We start from the raw sequence: 17869 nt of genomic DNA, 5'->3' as shown, positions 1-17869 counted from the left end.
GTGCTCGTCGTGCCCGCCGGGCCGTCGCCCGTCGTGCCGGCGGTGCTCGTCGTGCCCGCCGGGCCGTCGCCGGGCGTGGGTCGGCTGTCGCGCCCGCGCTCGCCGTGCCGTCACCGGGTGTGCCGTCAGTCGTCCTGCCCCTGCCCGTGATGCCGCCCCGGCAGGAACTCCTGCACCTTGGCCTTGAACCCCTGCCGGACCATGGCGCCCCGGTCCGCGTCGCCCCGCAGGATCGAGGCGGCCGTCGCCTCCATCTGCTCCCAGGTCGCGTGCGGCGGGATCGGCGGCACCGCCGGGTCGGTCAGGAACTCGATCACCGCCGGACCGTCGGCCGCCAGCCCGGCCCGCCAGCCCGCCTCCACGTCCTCCGGCTTCTCCACCCGGACGCCGGTCAGGCCGAGCGAGCGGGCGAAGGCGGCGTACTGCACGTCCGGCAGCTCCTGCGAGGGCAGGAACGACGGCGCGCCGCCCATGGCCCGCATCTCCCAGGTCACCTGGTTCAGGTCATGGTTGTTCCACACGGCGACCACCAGCCGCGGGTCCTGCCACCGGTCCCGGTACTTCGCCGCCGTGATCAGCTCCGCCAGCCCGTTCATCTGCATCGCCCCGTCGCCGACCAGCGCGATCGCGGGCCGGTCCGGGTGGGCGAACTTCGCGCCGATCGCGTACGGCACCCCGCAGCCCATCGTGGCCAGCGTCCCGGACAGCGAGGAGCGCATGCCGCCCCGCATGGTCAGGTGGCGGGCGTACCAGTTGGCCGTCGAACCCGAGTCGGACGTGACGATCGCGTTCTCCGGCAGCAGCGGGTCCAGCGCCCGGGCCACGTACTCCGGGTTGATCGGGTCCGCCGACAGCCCCGCCCGGCGCTCCATCACGTCCCGCCAGTGCCGCACGTTGTCGCACACCGTCTCGAACCACTCGCGCCCGCGGTCGGCGTCCAGCAGCGGGACGAGCCGCTGGAGGGTCTCCCGGGCGTCACCGACCAGGTTCACCTCGTACGGGTAGCGCATGCCGACCATGTGCGGGTCGATGTCGATCTGCACCCCGCGCGCCTTGCCGAACTCCGGCAGGAACTGCGAGTAGGGGAACGACGAGCCGATGGTCAGCAGCGTGTCGCAGTCGCGCATCAGCTCGTACGACGGGCGGGTGCCCAGCAGCCCGATCGAGCCGGTGACGTAGGGCAGTTCGTCGCTCAGCGCGTCCTTGCCCAGCAGCGCCTTGGCGACGCCCGCGCCGAGCAGTTCGGCGGTCCGCTCCACCTCCGCCCGCGCCCCCGAGGCGCCCTGGCCGACCAGGATCGCCACCTTGTCACCGGAGTTGAGCACCTCCGCGGCGCGGTGCAGCGACTCCTCGGAGGGGATCGCCGTCCAGGCGCTGCGGTCCAGGCTGGAGGGCACCATCTTGAACTCGTGCGTCGGCGGCGCGTAGTCCAGCTCCTGCACGTCCCCGGGGATGATGACCGCCGTGGGGGCGCGGCGCGCGTACGCGGTGCGGATCGCCCGGTCCAGTACGTTCGGCAGCTGCTCGGGCACCGTCACCGTCTCCAGGAAGTCGGAGGCGACGTCCTTGAACAGCGAGTGCAGGTCCACCTCCTGCTGGTAGGAGCCGCCCATCGCGGTGCGGTGCGTCTGGCCGACGATCGCCAGCACCGGCACGTGGTCGAGCTTGGCGTCGTACAACCCGTTGAGCAGGTGGATCGCACCGGGACCCGACGTCGCCGCGCACACCCCGAGACGGCCGCTGAACTTGGCGTAGCCGACCGCCTGGAACGCCGACATCTCCTCGTGCCGGGACTGGACGAAGCGCGGCCGGTCCTCGGCGCGGCCCCAGGCGGCGAGCAGGCCGTTGATCCCGTCGCCGGGGTAGCCGAAGACCTGCTCCACCCCCCACTCGCGCAGTCGCTGCAGGACGTGGTCGGCAACCGTGGTGCTCATGGAGTGACCTCCAGGACGGAACGAGGGAACGACTCGGGCGGCACCCGCTACGAGTCACCCCCGGCGCCGGGGGAAAACCCCGCCGCGGGCGTTTGCGCCCAGGGGCCCGGGGCAGGCGCGCGGACAGTGCTTCGGACCGGAGGCACCTCCGTGGGAGCGGCCCCACCGGCCTCAAGCACCTCCGTCCCGCCCGGTGCGCGCGCCCACGGTGACCGTCCAACCCGAAGCACATCAAGGGAGTTGCGACGCACCATGCGAATCTCAGCGAGCGCGAAGCACCACCCGCACGACGACGCCCCCGACACCGCCGGCGCCTTCCGCCGGCTCGCCGCGCTGCCCGCCGGGCCCGAGCGCGACGCGCTCCGCGACGAGGTCGTCGAGGCCTGGCTGCCCATGGCGGATCGGCTGGCCGGCCGGTTCCGCAGCCGCGGCGAGAGCCACGAGGACCTGCGCCAGGTCGCCGCCCTCGGACTGGTGAAGGCCGTCGACCGGTACGACCCCGCGCGCGGTCACGCCTTCGAAAGCTATGCCGTGCCGACGATCACCGGCGAGATCAAGCGGCATTTCCGGGACCACCTGTGGACCCTGCACGTGCCGCGGCGGGTGCAGGACCTGCGCAGCCGGGTGCGCGCCGCCGTGCAGGAACTGTCCGCGGGCGACCGGGCCGGCTCCGGGGGGCAGCCGGGCGTGGCCGAGATCGCCGAGCAGGCCGGCCTGAGCGAGGAGGACGTACGGGCCGGGCTGGAGGCGCTGGAGAGCCTCAGCGCGCTCTCCCTCGACGCGGAGCTGCCGGGCGGCACGGACGGGTACGCGCTCGGTGACACGCTCGGGGCCGCCGATCCCGCGCTGGACACGGTGGTGGACCGGGCGGCGGTCAGGCCCCGGCTGGCGGCGCTGCCGGAGCGGGAGCGGGCCATCCTCTACATGCGGTTCTTCCGCGACATGACGCAGAGCCGGATCGCCGAGCAGCTGGGGATCTCGCAGATGCACGTGTCCCGGCTGATCAACCGGTCGTGCCACCGGGTCCGGGAGGAGGTCCTGCGGGACGCCACCGCGTAGCGGTCGCCGCCGGGCGAGTTCACCTGGTCGGGTGGGCGGTTCCCCCGATGGGCCCCGGGCGCGGGCGGCGGCGCCGGCCGCGGGCTGTGATGGCAGTGGGGCGCGGCCTCGCGCCCCACGTCGTCGGCCCAAGGAGCCGCCCCATGCGCCGCAGCGCCCCTGTCCTGTCCGTCGCCCTCATGGCCGGAACCGTTCCCGCGGGGTCGGCGGAGCCGGCCACGGAGGTGGCGCCCGCCGCCGCCCGGCCCGGCGGCCCGCCGATCGCGGGGGCGCCCGGTGCCGCCGGGCCCCGGCCGCGGCGCGGGCACACGCCGGGGGGACGCCTGAGGCGGGGGCCGGCTGGGTACGCAGAGCGCGAGAGCACGACCGGCACCGCACGCGCCAGGCACCGTCCGACGACCGGACCCGGCCCCAGGGCGTCACGGCACGGCACCGGAAACGGCACCAGGACTGCGCGGAGGTGGGCATGCGGGGGACGGAACCGGAGGGCCACGGCCCCGTCCGCTACGGGCCGCCCCTGCCCGACGACGGGCTGCCCGTGCTGCCGGAGCTGTCCGACGCGCTGGCCGCCGCGGCGGGCCGCGCCGCCGGTGAGCCGGTCGGCGGCGGCACGGCGCTGCTGACCGCGGCCTGCGGCTACTGGGAGCGGCGCGGGCTGGCCGCCGGCCCGGAGCGGGCGGTGGCCGCCCCCGGGGCGCCCGCGCTGCTGCTGGCGCTGACCGCGGCGCTCGGCGGCGACGTTCTGGTGCCGCGGCCCTGCGCGGCCTGGTGGGCGCCGTACGCCCGGCTGCTGGGCCGGCCGGTGTTCCACGTGCCCACGGCCGCCGAGTGCGGGGGTGTGCCGGATCCGTACGCCCTGCTGGAGACCGTGCGCCGGGTGCGCGCCGAGGGCGGGGACCCGCGGCTGCTGGTGCTGTCCGTGGCCGACGACCCCACGGCGACGGTGGCGCCGCCCGAACTGCTGCACGAGACCGTCGAGGCCGCCACCGGCGAGGGGCTGCACCTGGTCAGCGACGAGACCTGGCGGGACACCCTGCACGCCGCGCACGACACGGTGCTGCTCAGCCCGGCGGAGATGCTGCACGACAGGGTCACCGTCGTGACCGACCTGGCCGGCGCCCTGCTGCCGCCCGGCTGGCCCGCCGCCGTCGCCCGCTTCCCCGAGGGCGCGGCCGGGGACGGGCTGCACGCGCGCGTCCTGGACGTGCTGACCGCGCTCGACGCGCGGGTCGCCGGGCCGGTCGCCGCCGCGGCCGCCTACGCGCTGGACGAGCCCGAGCCGCTCGGCCGCCACGTGGACGCCGTCGTGCGCCTGCACGCGCGCGTGGCCGGGGCCGCGCACCACGCCGTGGTCGCCGCGGGCGCCCTCTGCCCGCCGCCGCAGGCCGGCCGGCACCTCTACGTCGACCTGGGCCCGCTGCGGTCCGGGCTCGCCGCCCACGGCGTGTCGGACGCGCAGGAGCTGGAGGACTTCCTCGCCGCCCGGCTCGGCATGCCCGCACCCGGCGGCCACCGCTTCGGCGACGACCTGGACGCGCTGCGCGTCCGGCTGTCCACCGGCCCGCTGCTGGGCGGCACCGACGCCGAACGCGCGCAGTGCCTGGACGCACCCGCGCCGCTGGAGCTGCCGCCCGTGGCCCGTGCGCTGACCACCCTGAAGTCGGTCTTCGACGATCTCCGTGACGACGCTCACCGACGGGAGCCTCCTCGATGACGCAGCGGTCCGAGTCGACCACGAGCACGCCCGCCCAGGAGGCCGACGATCCGGCGTGCAGGACACCGGCGGCTGCGGCGGCGCCGCCGCTCGCGCCGCCGCAGCCGCCGTACCCGCCGCTCGCCGAACCCCGCCCGCTGGGCGAGCGGCGCGTGTGGCCCCGGACGTTCCACGACCGGCTGACCGCCCCGCTGCCCGGCCTCAAGGCCCTCGCCCGGTTCGCCCGCGAGGGCGCCGTACGGCCGGGCCGCGAAGGCCTCGCCGACATTCCCCGGCTGCCCTTCGAGCCCGGCCCGCTGCCCCGCGTCGACGCCCGCACGCTCGCCGTCACCTGGGCCGGACACGCCAGTTGGGTGCTGCGCGTGGGCGGGCTCACCGTGCTCACCGACCCGGTCTGGTCCCGCCGCATCCTCGGCACCCCGGCCCGGATCACACCGGTCGGCGTCCCTTGGGACCGGCTGCCGCGCGTCGACGCGGTGGTCGTCAGCCACAACCACTACGACCACCTGGACGCCCCCACGCTGCGCCGGCTGCCGCGCGACACACCGGTGTTCGTCCCGGCCGGGCTGGGCCGCTGGTTCCAGCGCCGCCGGTTCACCCGGGTCACCGAGCTGGACTGGTGGGAGGCGGCCGCACTGGACGGGGTGCGCTTCGACTTCGTCCCGGCCCACCACTGGTCCAAGCGCACCCTGACCGACACCTGCCGCACCCTGTGGGGCGGCTGGGTGCTCACCGACCCCGACGGCAGGCGGGTGTACTTCGCCGGCGACACCGGCTACGGCCACTGGTTCACCCGCATCGGCCGCCGCTACCCCGGCATCGACCTGGCGCTGATGCCGGTCGGCGCCTACGACCCGCGCTGGTGGCTCAGGGACGTGCACTGCGACCCGGAGGAGGCGGTGCGGGCGGTGGAGGACCTCGGCGCGCGGCGGATGGCCCCGATGCACTGGGGGACGTTCGTGCTCTCCGCCGAGCCGGTCCTGGAACCCCTCACCCGGGTGCGGACGGCCTGGGAGAAGGCGGGCCGGGACCGCGAGGACCTGTGGGACCTGCCGGTGGGGGCGTCGAGGGTCCTGGAGAGCGACGCGCCCTGAACGAGGGGCGCGGGGAACCGCACGATCAGCCCCCAGCGCCCGCCGCTCTCCTGCGGGCCGCAGCCTCCCGCGGCCTGAGGCTCTCCCGCGGCCCGCAGTCTCCGCGGCCTGCGGTTCTCCTGCGGCCCGCAGTTTTCCCGTGGCCTGCGGTTCTCCTGCGGCCCGCAGTCTCCGCGGCCCGCAGCTCTCCTGTGGCCTGTGGTTCTCCTGTGGCCCGCAGTCTCCGCGGCCTGCGGTTCTCTTGTGGCCTGCGGTTCTCCTGCGGCCTGTGGTTCTCCTGTGGCCCGCAGTCTCCGCGGCCCGCAGCTCTCCTGCGGCCTGCGGTTCTCCTGTGGCCTGTGGTTCTCCTGCGGCCCGCAGGTCCTCCCGCAGCCCGTAACCCTCTTGCGGGCCGCAGCCAGCAGCCAGCAGCCAGCAGCCCGCAGCCAGCAGCCCGCAGCCAGCAGCCCGCAGCCCGCGGGCCCGCGGGCCGCGGCTCCCGCTCACCCGGCCGTCCGCCCCCGTACCCGCCGCCACACACTCGGCACCGCGCTGACGGCCAGCGTCAGCGCCACCACCGCCACCACGCCCTCCCACGGCTCGGGGAACAGCGACCCGCCCAGGATCCCGATCAGCTGGTAGGTCACCGCCCACGCCAGGCAGGCCGGCAGGTTCCCCCGGGCGAACCGCCGCAGCGGCCACTTCGCCAGCAGGCACGCCAGCATCACCGGCAGCCGCCCGGCCGGCACCAGCCGGGACAGCACCAGCACCGCCACCCCGTGCGCGGCGAGCTTCTCCTGCGCCTGCGCCAGCCGGTCCTCCGGTGCCCGCGCGCGGATCGCCGCCAGCCAGCGCGAGCCGTTCTTCGACGTGAGGCCGCGCCGCCCCAGCCAGTACAGCGCGCCGTCACCGAGGAACGCGGCCAGCGACGCCGTCACGAACACCAGCGCCAGCGAGAACGGCGCCGCCTGGTGGAAGGCGACCACCGCCGCCGAACTCACCAGCGCCCCGGTCGGCACCACCGGCACCAGCGCCCCGGCCAGCACCAGCAGGAACAGCATCGGGTAGCCGATCGCCTGCTGGGTGGACTCCGTGGGTATCGGCGACGGGACGGCCGCGAGCCAGCTCACCGGGCGACCTCCAGCCGCACGCTCTCCCCGTGCCCGAGCAGGTGCACCGCCACCTCTGGCGCCCGCCGCGCCGCGAGGCGCACGAACTCCGCGCCCGGCGCGTGGAACTCGTGCGGGCGCACGGCGTCCATGCCGATCGGCCAGTACGTGCCGAAGTGCACCGGCACCGCACTGCGCGGCGCCAGCCGCACCAGGGCCTCGGCGGCCAGCGCCGGATCCAGATGCCCGTGCCCGAGGTACGGCCCCCAGCCGCCGACCGGCAGCAGCGCCACGTCGACCGGCCCGACCTCCCGTGCCATCGTGTCGAACAGCCCGGTGTCCCCGGCGAAGTAGGTGCGGGCCTCGCCCTCGACGACGTAGCCGAGGGCGGGAGCGCGGTGCGGGCCGACCGGCAGCCGCCGCCCGTCGTGCCGCGCGGACACGGCCCGTACGGTCAGATCGGCCACCCGGGTGACGTCGCCCGGCGCCATCTCGGTCGGACGCAGATGCGTGAGCCGGCGCAGCGCCGGTACCGCCCGGAGTGCGCCCCGGGGCACGAGCAGGCGCGTACCGGGCGCGAGCCGGGCCAGCGACGGCCCGTGCAGATGGTCGGCGTGCAGGTGGGAGACGAGCGCGAGATCGGCGCGCCGGGCGTCGGGCGCGGGGAGCGCGCCGCGCCGGCGGCGCAGATGCGCGAGCCTGCGGGCGAACAGGGGATCGGTGAGCACGCGTATGTTCGAGTCCACGACCGTGCAGGTGGCGTGCCCCCACCAGGTGATCTCCACCGGCACTTCTTTGCCTCCTTCGCGCGACTCCCCGAAGCCTACGGGCAGGAGTAGGGTCGGCGGCCTGAGCCGGAGGTGAGGGGGTGCCATGGGAGCGTTACGCGTCACGGCGATCGCCAGTCTGACGCCGCTGGAGGAACTCGGCGCGGAGCCCTTCCTGGTCGACTCCCGCAGCCAGCACGCGATGTGCGCGCGGTGGGCCGCGGAGCGGGGGTACGTCGTCGCCCGGCAGCTGCTGGTCTGCGGGCTGCGCCCCGACCACTGCGCCCTGTGGGACGGCGTACGGGCCGGGCACGACGTCTTCGTGGCGCCGAGCCGCCGGGTGCTGGAGAACGCCCTGTCCGACGTGGCGGAGTTCACCGCCGAGTGCGCGCGGCGCGGGGTGCGGGTGGAGACGGTGGGGCGGGCCGGACCGTCGTACGACGCGCAGACGAAGGCCCGGGTGCACCGGCGGCTGTCGATGCCGAGGGACGGGTGCGACGGGCGCTGACGGTCCGTCGCACCCGGGGACGGGCCGGGGCCCGGCCCGCGGTGTGACAGGCTGGACGCGGGCCCGCTGCGGGGGCGGGCCGGGACGTGAGGTGTGCGGGGCGTGCTCGGAGGGCGTTGGCGGCGGCTCGTCAGCCAGGCGGGGCGGAGCGCCGCGGTGTGGGCCGTCAGCACGGTCACCATGCTGGTGCTCGCCGGGATCCTGCCCGACTTCCAGTTGCAGAGCCCCGACGGCGACAGCCCCACCACCATCGCCGTGACCGCCGCGTTCGCGGCCGGCGCCTTCGGTCTGCTGTCCGCCCTGGTCTGGCCGCTGCTGGTACGGCTGCTGCTGCTGGTGCCCGCCCTCGTGCTCGGGCTGCTGGTGTTCTTCCTCAACGGCGCGCTGCTGCTGGTGGCGCTGCGCGTGAACCCCGCCGAGCGCGGCGCCGTCGACCCGGAGACCGCGGTCGCGGTCGCCGCCGTGATGTCCGCCGTCGCCTCCGCCACCGGCGCCGCCCTCGCCGTCCGCGACGACGACGCCTACCGGCGCCGCCTGTACCGCCTCGCCGACCGCCGCCGCCGCGCCCAGCCGCCCGGCCCGGTCACCCCGGGCACCGTCTTCGTCCAGCTCGACGGCGTCGGGCACGACGTGCTGACGGCCGCCGTCGGCAAGGGACTGATGCCCACCGTCTCGCGCTGGCTCGGCTACGGATCGGCCGCCGGGCCCGGCAACGCCACCCACCGCCTCACCCCCTGGCGCACCGACTGGTCCAGCCAGACCGGCGCCAGCCAGCTGGGCATCCTGCACGGCAGCACCTTCGACGTGCCGGCGTTCCGCTGGTACGAGAAGGACACCCGGGAGGTGATGGTCAGCAACCGCCCGACCAGCGCCGCCGAGCTCCAGCGCCGCGCCGTCGAGCGCACCGGTGACGGCGGGCTGCTCACCGTGGACGGCGCCAGCCGCGGCAACCTGTTCAGCGGCGGCGCCGACGAGCAGGCCCTGGTGCTGTCCATCGCCACCCGGCGGCGCAGCCGCGAGACCCGCTCCCGCGCCGGCTACTTCGCCTACTTCTCCGACCCGGCCAACGCCGTGCGCACCGCCCTGTCCTTCGTCGCCGAGGCCGGCCGCGAGATCGCCCAGTCCACCCGGGCCCGGATGCGCAAGGTCCGCCCCCGGGTCTCCCGCGGCGGCCTCTACCCCCTCGTCCGCGCCTTCGCGACCGTCGTCGAACGCGACGTCGTGGTCGCCGCCGTGATGGGCGACCTGCTCGCCGGGCGCGCCGCCGTCTACGCCGACCTGGTGGCGTACGACGAGGTGGCGCACCACTCCGGGCCGATGAGCCGGGACGCCGAGAAGGTCCTCGAACGCCTCGACCGGGCGCTCGCGCTGATCGAGAAGGTCGCCGAGCACGCCCCCCGCCCGTACCGGATCGTCGTCCTGTCCGACCACGGCCAGAGTCCCGGCGAGACCTTCCGCGCCCGCTACGGCCTCACCCTCGGCGACCTGGTCCGGGCCGGCTGCGGGCTGCCGGTGCCGCGCCGGGCGGAGCGCACCCGCAGCGGCGCGGAGGCCCGCGCGGCCGTCCGGGCCGCGCTGCGCAGGCCGGTGGAGGAGGAGCACGAGCGGTACCGCCCCTCGCGCCGCTCGGAGCCGATCGTGCTCGCCTCCGGCAACCTCGGCCTGATCTCCTTCCCGGACGTGCCGCACCGGATGAGCCGGGAGGAGATCGACGCCCGCCACCCGGCGCTGCTGCCGACCCTCGCCAACCACCCCGGCGTCGGCTTCCTCCTGGTGCGCAGCGAGGAGCACGGCGGCGTGGTGCTCGGCGCGAACGGGGCCGAGGTCCCGGTGCAGGCGCTCGACGACGGCGACACCGGGCCGCTCGCCGGGTTCGGGCCCGGCGCCGCCGCGGCCGTCCGGCGGACGCACTCCTTCCCGCACGCCGCCGACATCATGGTCAACTCCTTCCACGACCCGGCCGACGGCGAGGTGCTCGCCTTCGAGGAGCAGATCGGCTCGCACGGCGGGCTCGGCGGCCGGCAGGGCCGCCCCTTCCTGCTGTCCCCGCTCGCGCTGTCCGCGCCGGTGGCGGACGGCTCGGAACTGGCCGGCGCGGAGCACGTCCACCGGGTGCTGCGCCGCTGGCTGCGGGAGTGCTCCGGGCCCCAGGTGCCGCTGGACGATTCCCGGCGCACGGCCCGCGACGCCACACCTTCTGCGGTGCCCGACCAGCCCGCACAGGGCAATATCGTGTGATGTGGCGGGATGCCGGACCATGCCCGACCATGGGCGCCGTGCTGCGGGTGCGGCGCGAGCACGCGTATGTATCCGATTCCCCGGGGCGCCCGCCTCCCGTTCACCGCACGTGGGCCGGTGTTCCGCGTGCGGTGAGCGGGAATGTGATCGGATAGGGGCCGCAAGCCCCGGCAACGGGGCGCATCGACCGCAGGCGAAAGGAACACCGTGGCAACCACGCGCTCCGCGCACACCGTGTGGGAAGGCAACCTGCTCGAGGGCAACGGCGTCGTCACCTTCGACTCATCCGGTATCGGCGGGCAGCCGGTGTCGTGGCCGTCGCGCGCCGAGCAGGCGAACGGCAAGACCAGCCCCGAGGAGCTGATCGCCGCCGCCCACTCCAGCTGCTTCTCCATGGCGCTGTCGCACGGCCTGGCCGGTGCCGGCACCCCGCCCACCAAGCTCGTCACCTCGGCCGACGTGACCTTCCAGCCGGGTGAAGGCATCACCGGCATCGCCCTCAGCGTCGAGGGCACCGTCCCCGGCCTGGACGAGGACGCCTTCGTCGCCGCCGCCGAGGACGCCAAGGCCAACTGCCCCGTCAGCCAGGCCCTGAAGGCCGTTCCGATCACGCTGACGGCGAAGCTCGCCTGAGGCCCACCGTGTCCGGCGCAGGCCGTCCCTCCGCGGGCGGCCTGCGCCGTGCGGACCGTGTGCGCCGGTGTGCGCCGGTGCCGACCGATCGCGTCTCTCCCCGGGTACGTCCCTCGATGGCCGCAGGTCCCCATTGACAAGAGCCCGCTCAAGTTTTGTGCTGGACTTGAGGAAGCTTCCGGGCGGAAGGGGACAGCGATGGCACGCGCGGTCGGTATCGATCTCGGGACCACGAACTCGGTGGTGGCCGTCCTGGAGGGCGGCGAGCCCACCGTCGTCGCCAACGCGGAGGGGGCCAGGACCACACCGTCGGTCGTGGCCTTCGCCAAGAACGGCGAGGTGCTCGTCGGCGAGGTCGCCAAGCGGCAGGCCGTGACCAACGTCGAGCGCACCGCGCGCTCCGTCAAGCGGCACATGGGCGACGCGCACTGGCGCTTCCCCGAGCAGGGTTCCGTGGACGGCACCCGCTACCGGGCCCAGGAGCTCTCGGCGCGGGTGCTGCAGAAGCTGAAGAGGGACGCCGAGGCGTACCTCGGGGAGGACGTCACGGACGCGGTGATCACCGTGCCCGCCTACTTCGACGACGCCCAGCGGCAGGCGACCAAGGAGGCCGGGGAGATCGCCGGCCTGAAGGTGCTGCGGATCATCAACGAGCCCACCGCCGCCGCCCTCGCCTACGGCCTGGACCGGGGCGAGGAGCAGACCGTCCTCGTCTTCGACCTCGGCGGCGGCACCTTCGACGTCTCGCTGCTGGAGATCGGCGACGGCGTGATCGAGGTCAAGGCCACCAACGGCGACACCCACCTCGGCGGCGACGACTGGGACCAGCGGATCGTCGAGTACCTGGTCAAGCGCTTCAAGGGGCAGTACGGCATCGACCTCGGCGGCGACAAGATGGCGCTGCAACGGCTCCGCGAGGGCGCCGAGAAGGCCAAGATCGAGCTGTCCAGCTCCTCGGAGACGTCGGTCAACCTGCCGTACATCACCGCCTCCGCGGAAGGCCCGCTGCACCTGGAGGAGAAGCTCACCCGCGCCCAGTTCCAGGAGCTCACCGCCGACCTGCTGGACCGCTGCACGAGGCCCTTCCACCAGGCGGTCAAGGACGCCGGCGTCAAGCTCGCCGCGATCGACCACGTCATCCTCGTCGGCGGCTCCACCCGGATGCCCGCCGTCACCGACCTGGTCCGGGACCTCACCGGCAAGGACCCGCACAAGGGCGTCAACCCCGACGAGGTGGTGGCCGTCGGCGCCGCGCTGCAGGCCGGCGTCATCCGCGGCGACGTCAAGGACGTCCTGCTCCTCGACGTCACACCGCTGTCCCTGGGCATCGAGACCAAGGGCGGCATCATGACGAAGCTGATCGAACGCAACACCACGATCCCGACCCGGCGTGCGGAGATCTTCACCACCGCCACCGACAACCAGCCCTCGGTCGGCATCCAGGTCTACCAGGGCGAACGCGAGATCGCCGCGTACAACAAGAAGCTCGGCACCTTCGACCTCACCGGCCTGCCTCCCGCCCCGCGCGGCGTGCCGCAGATCGAGGTCGCCTTCGACATCGACGCCAACGGCATCATGCACGTCTCCGCCAAGGACCTGGCCACCGGCCGGGAGCAGAAGATGACCGTGAGCGGCGGCTCGGCCCTCCCCAAGGACGACATCGACCGCATGATGCGGGAGGCCGAGCAGTACGCCGAGGAGGACCGCAGGCACCGCGAGGCCGCCGAGACCCGCAACCAGGCCGAGCAGCTCGTCTACCAGACGGAGAAGTTCCTGCGCGACAACGGGGAGCGTGTTCCGGCCGACACCAGGGCGGAGGTCGAGTCGGCGATCACCGGTCTGAAGCAGGCGCTGGAGCGCAACGCCGAGACCGGGGAGCTGCGCGCCGGAGTGGAGAAGCTCGCCACCGTCAGCCAGAAGGTCGGCCAGGCCATGTACGCGCAGGCCCAGCAGACGCCGGCCGGGGGCGCCGCCGGGGAGCGCACCGCGCCGCCGGACGAGGAGGGCGTGGTCGACGCGGAGATCGTCGACGAGGACAAGGACACCGGTGGCAAGGACGCCAAGGGCGGGGCGGCCTAGGAGGGCGCCGCGGGTGAGCCTCAGAACAATCGGAGCACGTCGTGCGTGAGCCCCCGGAGAACGGGTACACGTGGCGGCCATGGTCTGTTTCAGGCCAGGTGATGCCGTGGTGTGCAGTTCGGTGAAGACTTTGTGCGCACCGCTCGGGCTGTTAACCTGCGGCGAATTTGTCGTCGAGCAACGAACAGTCGGCAATGCCCCTGGGAGGGGAACAAGGGTGCGCATGACCAGCAACGCGGGCGAGGTCACCGAGACGGTGCCGGGCGACCAGGAGCTCCGGCGGCTCCTGGCGGGGCTGACAGCGGTGCGGGACGGTGACTTCGGCACGCGCCTGCCCGAGGACGCCGACGGTCTCATGGGCGACATCGCCACCGTGTTCAACGGCATGGTGGACCAGCTGTCCGTGTTCACCTCCGAGGTGACCCGGGTGGCCCGCGAGGTGGGCACCGAGGGCACCCTGGGCGGTCAGGCGGAGGTGCCGGGCGTCTCCGGCACCTGGGCCGACCTGACCGACTCGGTCAACGCCATGGCGGGCAACCTCACCACCCAGGTCCGGGACATCGCCCAGGTGGCGACCGCGGTGGCCAAGGGCGACCTGTCGCAGAAGATCGACGTCCCGGCGCGCGGCGAGATCCTGGAGCTGAAGGAGACCGTCAACACGATGGTCGACCAGCTCTCGGCGTTCGCCGACGAGGTCACGCGGGTGGCCCGCGAGGTCGGCAGCGAGGGCCGGCTCGGCGGCCAGGCCAAGGTGCCCGGCGTCGCCGGCGTCTGGCGCGACCTGACCGACTCGGTCAACCTGATGGCGGGCAACCTGACCTCCCAGGTCCGCGCCGTCGCCCAGGTGACGACCGCGGTGGCCAAGGGCGACCTGTCGCAGAAGATCACCGTGGACGCCCGGGGCGAGATCCTGGAGCTGAAGAACACCATCAACACGATGGTCGACCAGCTCTCGGCGTTCGCCGACGAGGTCACCCGGGTGGCCCGCGAGGTCGGCACCGAGGGCCGGCTCGGCGGCCAGGCCGACGTCAAGGGCGTCAAGGGCACCTGGCGCGACCTGACCCACTCCGTGAACTTCATGGCGGGCAACCTGACCTCCCAGGTGCGCAACGTCGCCCAGGTCGCCACCGCGGTGGCCAAGGGCGACCTGTCGCAGAAGATCACCGTGGACGCCCGGGGCGAGATCCTGGAGCTGAAGAACACCATCAACACGATGGTCGACCAGCTCTCGGCGTTCGCCGACGAGGCCACCCGGGTCGCCCGCGAGGTCGGCACCGAGGGCCGGCTCGGCGGCCAGGCCCATGTGCGCGGGGTGTCGGGCACCTGGAAGGACCTCACCGACAACGTCAACGTGATGGCGTCGAACCTGACCTCCCAGGTCCGCTCCATCGCCCAGGTCGCCACGGCGGTCGCCCGCGGTGACCTGTCGCAGAAGATCACGGTCGAGGCCAAGGGCGAGGTCGCCGCCCTGGCGGACGTCATCAACACGATGGTGGACACCCTCTCGGCGTTCGCCGACGAGGTCACGCGCGTGGCCCGCGAGGTCGGCACCGAGGGCCGGCTCGGCGGCCAGGCCCAGGTGCCGAACGTGGCGGGCACCTGGAAGGACCTCACCGACAACGTCAACTCGATGGCCAACAACCTCACCGGCCAGGTGCGCAACATCGCCCTGGTCACCACGGCGGTGGCCCGCGGTGACCTGTCGAAGAAGATCGACGTCGACGCGCGCGGCGAGATCCTGGAGCTGAAGACCACCATCAACACGATGGTCGACCAGCTCTCCGCGTTCGCCGACGAGGTCACCCGCGTGGCCCGCGAGGTCGGCACCGAGGGCCGCCTCGGCGGCCAGGCCGAGGTGGAGGGCGTCTCGGGCACCTGGAAGCGGCTGACCGAGAACGTCAACGAGCTGGCGGGCAACCTGACCCGCCAGGTCCGCGCCATCGCCGAGGTGGCCAGCGCCGTCGCCGAGGGCGACCTGACCCGGTCGATCACCGTGGAGGCCTCCGGCGAGGTCGCCGAGCTCAAGGACAACATCAACTCCATGGTGGAGTCCCTGCGCGAGACCACCCGCGCCAACCAGGAGCAGGACTGGCTCAAGACCAATCTGGCGCGGATCGCCGGCCTCATGCAGGGCCACCGCGACCTGCCCGTCGTCGCTGAACTGATCATGGACGAGCTGGTGCCGCTGGTGTCCGCCCAGTACGGCGCGTTCTACCTCGCCGAGGACGGCGCGGACGGTCCCGAGCTGCGGCTCGTCGGCTCCTACGGCCGCCCCGAGGACGACGCGCGGCCGGCCCGCATCCCCTTCGGCCGCTCCCTGGTCGGCCAGGCCGCCCGCAGCCGCCGGACGATCGTGGTCGACCAGCTGCCGCCGGACTACGTCACCATCTCCTCCGGGCTCGGCCAGACCGTGCCGAGCGCGCTGATGCTGCTGCCGATCCTCTTCGAGGACCAGGTCCTCGGCGTCATCGAGCTGGCGTCCGTCACCGCCTTCACCCCGATCCACCGGGACCTGCTGGAACAGCTCCGGGAGACGACCGGCGTCAACGTCAACACCATCGTGGCCAACGCCCGCACCGACGAGCTGCTCGGCGAGTCGCAGCGCCTGACGGCCGAACTCCAGGTCCGCTCGGCCGAGTTGCAGGCGCAGCAGGAGGAGCTCCAGCGCTCCAACGCCGAACTGGAGGAGAAGGCCTCGCTGCTCGCGGCGCAGAACCGCGACATCGAGGGCAAGAACCTCCAGATCGAGCAGGCCCGGCAGGAACTGGAGGCCCGGGCGCAGCAGCTGGCGCTGGCCTCCAAGTACAAGTCCGAGTTCCTGGCGAACATGAGCCACGAGCTGCGCACCCCGCTCAACAGCCTGCTCATCCTCGCCCAGCTGCTCGCCCAGAACCCCTCGCGCAACCTCACGCAGAAGCAGGTCGAGTACGCGGGCATCATCCACTCCGCCGGCTCCGACCTGCTCCAGCTGATCAACGACATCCTCGACCTGTCGAAGGTCGAGGCCGGGAAGATGGACGTCTCCCCGGAGCGGGTGTCGCTGCGCCAGCTCATCGAGTACGTGGAGGCCACCTTCCGGCCGATGACGACGCAGAAGGGCCTGGACTTCACGGTGACGACCGCGGCCGGCGCGCCCGCGGACCTGCTCACCGACGACTCCCGGCTGCGCCAGGTGCTGCGCAACCTGCTGTCGAACGCGGTGAAGTTCACCGAGCAGGGCGGCGTCGAGCTGCTCATCCAGCCGGCCGCCGAGGACGAGGTGCCCGAGAAGGTGATCAAGGGCGGCGCCGTCGTGGCGTTCCACGTGAAGGACACCGGCATCGGCATCCAGGAGCAGCAGCTGGAGTCCATCTTCGGCGCCTTCCAGCAGGCGGACGGCACCACCAGCCGCAAGTACGGCGGCACGGGCCTCGGGCTGTCCATCACCCGGGAGATCGCCCACCTGCTCGGCGGCGCGGTCACCGTGGACAGCGCGCCGGGCCGGGGCAGCACCTTCACGCTGTACCTGCCGGTGGCCCGGCCCGACTTCGCCCAGCTGGCGGGCCGGCCCGCGGAGAAGCCGGCGGAACTGCCCGCCGTGGAGACCGCCGTCGACGCCCCCGCCGCCCCGCGCCCCGGCCCGGCCGGACGGCGCCGGCGCCGGCGCCGGCTGCTCGTCGTGGAGGAGCGGCCCCGCGGGCTGCTCACCCTCGTCGCCGAGAGCGTCGTCGCGGACGTGGCACGGCACAGTTCGGAGGACGCCGTACCGCGGCCCGACATGGACCTGATCACCGCGATCAGCGCCCAGGAGGCGGCCGGGGCACTGGCCGCCGAACCGTGCCACGGCGTGGTGCTGGACCTGGACATGCCCGACGGCGAGGCCGCCCGGTTCCTGGAGGCGCTCCAGGGCGACTCGGCCCTCGCCGACGTGCCGGTCCTGGTGCACAGCAGCCACCGCCCGGACGTGGCGCGGGCGGAGGCGCTGCGCTCCCACGCCGACGACGGGGCCCTGGAGTTCCTCTCCAGCCTCGACGAGCTGCGCGAGCGCATCGCCCTGCACCTGTCCGCCGAGGAGCCCGGCGAGGTGCTGTCCCTGGTCCGGAACGAGGAGCCGCAGAACCTCACGTCGCACGTGGTCGACGACTCCTTCACCGGCCGCACCGTGCTGGTCGTCGACGACGACGCGCGCAACCTCTTCGCGCTCAGCGGCATCCTGGAGCTGCACGGCTTCCGGGTGCTGCACGCGGAGGACGGCCGCAAGGGCATCGAGACGCTGATCGGCAACCAGGACATCGCCCTGGTGCTGATGGACGTGATGATGCCCGAGATGGACGGCTACACCGCCACGGCCGAGATCCGCGCCATGCCCCAGTACGCCGAGCTGCCCATCATCGCCGTCACCGCCAAGGCGATGCCCGGTGACCGGGAGAAGTCCCTGGCGTCGGGGGCGAGCGACTACGTCACCAAGCCCGTCGACACCCACGACCTGATCGCCTGCGTCCGACGCTGGCTGGCCCCGTGAGCGCGCCCCGGTCCGCCCCCGCACCCCGCCGGGGCGGGCCCGGCCCGACCGTCCGCGCCCCAGGAGCGTCCCGCCGAGGAGCATCCCCATCGTGAGCACGCCCGACCACCCCTCCGGCCGTCCCTCCGACCAGCCGGACACCGCACCCCGGCCGCGGCCGGCCGGTCCGGGCGCACCGGACCCGTCGGCCCGGCTCACCGGCGGGCCGCACCTCGCCCTCCCCGGACCGCCGGACGCGCCGGGCGGCCCGCACG

11 protein-coding genes are annotated in these 17869 nt (G+C 74.1%); 8 read left to right on the top strand and 3 right to left on the bottom strand.

The genetic code is table 11. The features are described 5' to 3' along the window. Positions 1 to 125: 125 nt before the first annotated feature. Entirely contained in the window at positions 126 to 1934 is a 1809-nt protein-coding gene (locus ACFF45_RS29460; protein WP_381349741.1) for a thiamine pyrophosphate-requiring protein, read from the bottom strand. Between the two features lie 252 nt (positions 1935 to 2186). Between ACFF45_RS29460 and ACFF45_RS29455 the strand changes: the two genes are divergently transcribed. The 3 genes from ACFF45_RS29455 (at position 2187) to ACFF45_RS29445 (ending at position 5801) form a co-directional block, all read left to right on the top strand. Beyond that, complete coding sequence (locus tag ACFF45_RS29455; protein WP_381349740.1) at positions 2187 to 2993, top strand: RNA polymerase sigma factor SigF; 807 nt, start codon at positions 2187 to 2189, stop codon at positions 2991 to 2993. A 466-nt stretch (positions 2994 to 3459) separates the two neighbouring features. After that, positions 3460 to 4707 (top strand): aminotransferase class I/II-fold pyridoxal phosphate-dependent enzyme, encoded by a 1248-nt coding sequence (locus ACFF45_RS29450; protein WP_381349739.1) that lies wholly within the window; start codon positions 3460 to 3462, stop codon positions 4705 to 4707. Further along, complete coding sequence (locus ACFF45_RS29445; protein ID WP_381349738.1) at positions 4704 to 5801, top strand: MBL fold metallo-hydrolase; 1098 nt, start codon at positions 4704 to 4706, stop codon at positions 5799 to 5801. Before ACFF45_RS29450 ends, ACFF45_RS29445 begins: the two co-directional genes overlap by 4 nt. A 482-nt stretch (positions 5802 to 6283) precedes the next feature. Here the strand turns inward: ACFF45_RS29445 and ACFF45_RS29440 are convergent, their stop codons facing one another. Next, a complete protein-coding gene (locus ACFF45_RS29440; protein WP_381349737.1) occupies positions 6284 to 6910 on the bottom strand; it encodes a DedA family protein in 627 nt (208 codons plus the stop codon). Beyond that, on the bottom strand, positions 6907 to 7680 hold the full coding sequence (locus ACFF45_RS29435) for an MBL fold metallo-hydrolase (protein WP_381349736.1): 774 nt from the start codon (positions 7678 to 7680) through the stop codon (positions 6907 to 6909). The genes ACFF45_RS29440 and ACFF45_RS29435 overlap by 4 nt, the downstream gene beginning before the upstream one ends. Before the next feature lie 82 nt (positions 7681 to 7762). On the opposite strand from ACFF45_RS29435, the gene ACFF45_RS29430 reads away from it, so the two are divergent. From ACFF45_RS29430 to ACFF45_RS29410, 5 genes are all read left to right on the top strand, one after another. Next, entirely contained in the window at positions 7763 to 8164 is a 402-nt protein-coding gene (locus ACFF45_RS29430; RefSeq protein WP_381349735.1) for a hypothetical protein, read from the top strand. Between the two features lie 93 nt (positions 8165 to 8257). Continuing rightward, entirely contained in the window at positions 8258 to 10402 is a 2145-nt protein-coding gene (locus ACFF45_RS29425; protein ID WP_381349734.1) for a phage holin family protein, read from the top strand. Positions 10403 to 10609: 207 nt separating this feature from the next. Continuing rightward, positions 10610 to 11035 carry an OsmC family protein gene (locus ACFF45_RS29420; RefSeq protein WP_381349733.1) on the top strand — a complete coding sequence of 142 codons (426 nt, stop codon included), beginning with the start codon at positions 10610 to 10612 and terminating at the stop codon, positions 11033 to 11035. Between the two features lie 198 nt (positions 11036 to 11233). Then, positions 11234 to 13114, top strand: a complete 1881-nt coding sequence (gene dnaK, locus ACFF45_RS29415; protein WP_381349732.1) for a molecular chaperone DnaK — start codon at positions 11234 to 11236, stop codon at positions 13112 to 13114. A 223-nt stretch (positions 13115 to 13337) separates the two neighbouring features. Continuing rightward, positions 13338 to 17615 (top strand): HAMP domain-containing protein, encoded by a 4278-nt coding sequence (locus ACFF45_RS29410; protein WP_381349731.1) that lies wholly within the window; start codon positions 13338 to 13340, stop codon positions 17613 to 17615. Positions 17616 to 17869 lie beyond the last annotated feature (254 nt).

Origin of the sequence: Streptomyces cinereospinus, from assembly GCF_042430725.1 — a bacterium.
In the GTDB taxonomy this organism is placed as follows: Bacteria; Actinomycetota; Actinomycetes; order Streptomycetales; family Streptomycetaceae; genus Streptomyces; species Streptomyces cinereospinus.
This window is presented reverse-complemented; position numbering and strand designations above follow the sequence as displayed.

Coding starts and splice junctions, on each gene's coding strand:
- ACFF45_RS29450 (WP_381349739.1), top strand. CDS start 3,460: ATGCGGGGGACGGAACCGGAGGGCCACGGCCCCGTCCGCTACGGGCCG.
- dnaK (WP_381349732.1), top strand. CDS start 11,234: ATGGCACGCGCGGTCGGTATCGATCTCGGGACCACGAACTCGGTGGTG.
- ACFF45_RS29410 (WP_381349731.1), top strand. CDS start 13,338: ATGACCAGCAACGCGGGCGAGGTCACCGAGACGGTGCCGGGCGACCAG.
- ACFF45_RS29460 (WP_381349741.1), bottom strand. CDS start 1,934: ATGAGCACCACGGTTGCCGACCACGTCCTGCAGCGACTGCGCGAGTGG.
- ACFF45_RS29445 (WP_381349738.1), top strand. CDS start 4,704: ATGACGCAGCGGTCCGAGTCGACCACGAGCACGCCCGCCCAGGAGGCC.
- ACFF45_RS29430 (WP_381349735.1), top strand. CDS start 7,763: ATGGGAGCGTTACGCGTCACGGCGATCGCCAGTCTGACGCCGCTGGAG.
- ACFF45_RS29455 (WP_381349740.1), top strand. CDS start 2,187: ATGCGAATCTCAGCGAGCGCGAAGCACCACCCGCACGACGACGCCCCC.